The sequence below is a fragment of the Kitasatospora sp. NPDC057518 genome, from assembly GCF_042802075.1.
In the GTDB taxonomy this organism is placed as follows: Bacteria; Actinomycetota; Actinomycetes; order Streptomycetales; family Streptomycetaceae; genus Kitasatospora.
On the sequence record NZ_JBHVEU010000667.1, the window covers coordinates 1 to 3,225 of the forward strand.

Sequence of the window (3,225 nt, forward strand, 5' to 3'; positions counted from 1 at the left end):
CCCCGGGGGTCCGGGGCGGGCGGCCTCTCGCGTCCGTGCGGGGACCTCAGGCCTTGGCGTCCGCCGGAGCGTTCCCCGGAGCGTTCTCGGGGAAGTGGCACGCCACCTGGTGCCCGGTCTCGAGCACCGCCAGCGGCGGCTCCTGGCTCGCGCACACGTCCTGCGCCTTCCAGCACCGGGTGCGGAAGCGGCAGCCGCTGGGCGGGTTGATCGGCGAGGGGACGTCGCCCTTGAGCAGGATCCGGTCGCGGCCCGCGCGCTGGCGGCGGCGCGGGTCCGGGACGGGCACGGCGGACATCAGCGCGTTGGTGTACGGGTGCATCGGGCTGCGGTAGAGCGAGTCCCGGTCGGCGATCTCCACGATCTTGCCGAGGTACATCACCGCGACCCGGTCCGAGACGTGCCGGACCACCGAGAGGTCGTGCGCGATGATCAGGTAGGTCAGCCCGAGCTCCTGCTGGAGGTCGTCCAGCAGGTTGACCACCTGCGCCTGGATCGACACGTCCAGCGCGGAGACCGGCTCGTCCGCGATGATCATCTTCGGCTTCAGCGCGAGCGCCCGGGCGATGCCGATGCGCTGGCGCTGGCCGCCGGAGAACTCGTGCGGGTAGCGGTTGTAGTGCTCGGGGCTGAGCCCGCACAGCTCCAGCAGCTCCTGGACGGCCTTCTTGAGGCCGCCCTCGGGCACCGCGTTCTGGAGCCGGAACGGCGCGCCGACGATGGTGCCGACGGTGTGCCGGGGGTTCAGCGAGGAGTACGGGTCCTGGAAGATCATCTGGATGTCGCGGCGCAGCGGCCGCATCGCCCCGACGCTCAGGTGGCTGATGTCGGTGCCCTCGAACTCGATGGTCCCGCCGGTCGGTTCGTCGAGCCGGGTGACCAGTCGGCCCATGGTCGACTTGCCGCAGCCGGACTCGCCCACGACGCCCAGCGTCTCGCCGGCGTTGACGGTGAAGTCGATGCCGTCGACGGCCCGCACCGCGCCGGTCTGGCGCCGCAGCAGCCCGCCGCGGATCGGGAAGTGCCGGGTCAGGCCGGCCACCTTCAGCAGCGGCTCACGGCCGGGGGCGGGTGCCGACCGCGGGGTCGGAGCCGCCTGAGTGTCCGTCATCGGTTCTCTCCAGAAAGGTGGTACGAGGCCGGGCTCACAGCCGGGGCGCGATCTCTTCGGCGAAGATGCGGTGCCGCTCGCCGGCCGCCAGGTGGCAGGCCGCGAAGTGCCCGGGCACGGCCTCGGCCAGTGCCGGGACCTCGCTCGTGGAGCGCCCGTCGGTCAGGGCGGCGTACGGGCAGCGCGGGTGGAAGGCGCAGCCGGACGGCACGTTGATCAGGCTGGGCGGGGTGCCCTTGACCGGCACCAGCCGGTCCTGGAGTTCCCGGTCCAGTCGCGGCATCGAGCCCAGCAGGCCCCAGGTGTACGGGTGCTCGGGCGCGTCGAAGAGGGTTTCGGCCGGGCCGCGCTCGACGCACTTGCCGCCGTACATGACCAGGATGTCGTCGGCCAGTTCGGCGACCACCCCGAGGTCGTGGGTGATGATGATGACCGCGGAGCCGAACTCCTCCTGGAGGTCGCGGATGAGGTCCAGGATCTGCGCCTGGACGGTGACGTCCAGGGCGGTGGTGGGCTCGTCGGCGATCAGCAGCGAGGGGTCGTTGACCAGCGCCATGGCGATCATGGCGCGCTGGCGCATGCCGCCGGAGAACTGGTGCGGGTAGTCGTCCACCCGGCGGTCCGGCTGCGGGATGCCGACCCGGTCGAGCATCTCGACCGCGCGGGTCCGGGCCTGCTTCTTGGTGGCCTGGGGGTGGTGCACCCGGTAGGCCTCGACGATCTGCTGCCCCACCGTGTAGTAGGGGTGCATCGCGGTCAGCGGGTCCTGGAAGATCATCGCCAGTTCGCGGCCGCGCAGTTGGCGCACCCGGTCCGGGCCGGCCGCGATCAGGTCCTCGCCGTTCAGCCGGATCTCGCCGCTGATCCGGGCCCGCTTGGAGCGGTGCAGGCCCATGATGCCGAGCGAGGTGACGGACTTGCCGGAGCCGGACTCGCCGACGATGCCGAGGGTGCGCCCCTTGTGCAGGTCGAAGCTGACCCCGTCCACCGAGCGGACCAGGCCGTCGTCGGTGTCGAAGTGGATCCGCAGGTCGCGCACGGAGAGGAAGGGGTCGCCGGCCGGGGCGGGCGCGGCCGCCGGGTCCTTCTGGAGGTCGGTCACGAGAGCCTCACCCGGGGGTCGACGAGGGCGTACAGGAGGTCGACCACGAGGTTGCAGGCGACGATGAAGAAGGCGGCGAGCAGGGTGACGCCGAGGATCTTGGGCAGGTCGTTGTCGGAGATCGCCTGGACGGCGAACTGGCCGACGCCCTGGAGCGAGAAGACCTGCTCGGTGATCAGCGCGCCGCCGAGCAGCAGCCCGAGGTCCATGCCGAAGATCGTGACGATCGGGGTGAGCGCGGCGCGCAGCCCGTGCCGGGCGACGACCTTGCGCTCGACCAGGCCCTTGGCCCGGGCGGTGCGGATGTAGTCCTCGCTCATGGTCTCCAGCATCCCGGCGCGGGTGAGCCGGGCGTAGAGCGCGGAGTAGAGGAAGGCCAGCGAGATCCACGGCAGGATCAGGTTGCGGGCCCACATCAGCGGGTCGTCGGTGAAGTCGACGTAGTGCAGGTTGTCCAGGATCGGCCACTCGTAGCTGAACAGCGTGAGCAGCAGCGCGCCGGTGAAGAAGACCGGCAGCGAGACGCCGGCGAGCGCGACGCCCATGGAGAGCCGGTCGAAGATCGACCGCGGCTTCAGGGCGGAGACGACGCCGGTGGCGACGCCGGAGACCAGCCAGAGCACAGCCGCACCGGCGGCGAGCGAGATGGTGATCGGGATCCGCTTGGTCAGCTCGGGCCAGACCTCCAGGTGGTTCTTGAAGGAGTAGCCGAAGCAGGGCACGTGACAGGTGGCCGGTTCCGGTCCGAAGTGGTACTCGGCGCCGCTGACCAGCCCCTTCAGGAAGTTCCAGTACTGGGTGTACAGCGGCTGGTCGAGGCCGAGGTTCTGCTTGACCGCCGCGATCGCGTCCGGCGACGGGTTCTTCCCGATGTACTGGGCGGCCAGTTGGTCGGCCGTCTCGCCCGCGAGGCGCGGGAGCAGGAAGAAGATCGCGAAGGTGACCGCGCTGACGACCAGCAGCAAAATCGCCGCCGCGAAGATCCTGCGGATGATGTAGGCAAACACAGTTG

Annotated in this window: 3 protein-coding genes; all 3 read right to left on the bottom strand. The window is 70.7% G+C overall.

Annotated elements, in window-relative coordinates; all coding sequences use genetic code 11:
* Window positions 1-46 precede the first annotated feature (46 nt).
* The 3 genes from ACFU7Z_RS38035 to ACFU7Z_RS38045 are packed head-to-tail and all read right to left on the bottom strand — an operon-like array spanning window position 47 to window position 3,220.
* Window positions 47-1,111, bottom strand: coding sequence for an ABC transporter ATP-binding protein (locus tag ACFU7Z_RS38035; RefSeq protein ID WP_049649103.1), 1,065 nt, complete (start codon window positions 1,109-1,111; stop codon window positions 47-49).
* Between the two features lie 34 nt (window positions 1,112-1,145).
* The gene (locus ACFU7Z_RS38040) at window positions 1,146-2,213 is read right to left on the bottom strand and encodes an ABC transporter ATP-binding protein (protein WP_049649102.1); all 1,068 of its coding nucleotides are present in this window, start codon (window positions 2,211-2,213) and stop codon (window positions 1,146-1,148) included.
* Window positions 2,210-3,220, bottom strand: a complete 1,011-nt coding sequence (locus ACFU7Z_RS38045; protein WP_049649101.1) for an ABC transporter permease — start codon at window positions 3,218-3,220, stop codon at window positions 2,210-2,212. Before ACFU7Z_RS38045 ends, ACFU7Z_RS38040 begins: the two co-directional genes overlap by 4 nt.
* Window positions 3,221-3,225: the final 5 nt, after the last annotated feature.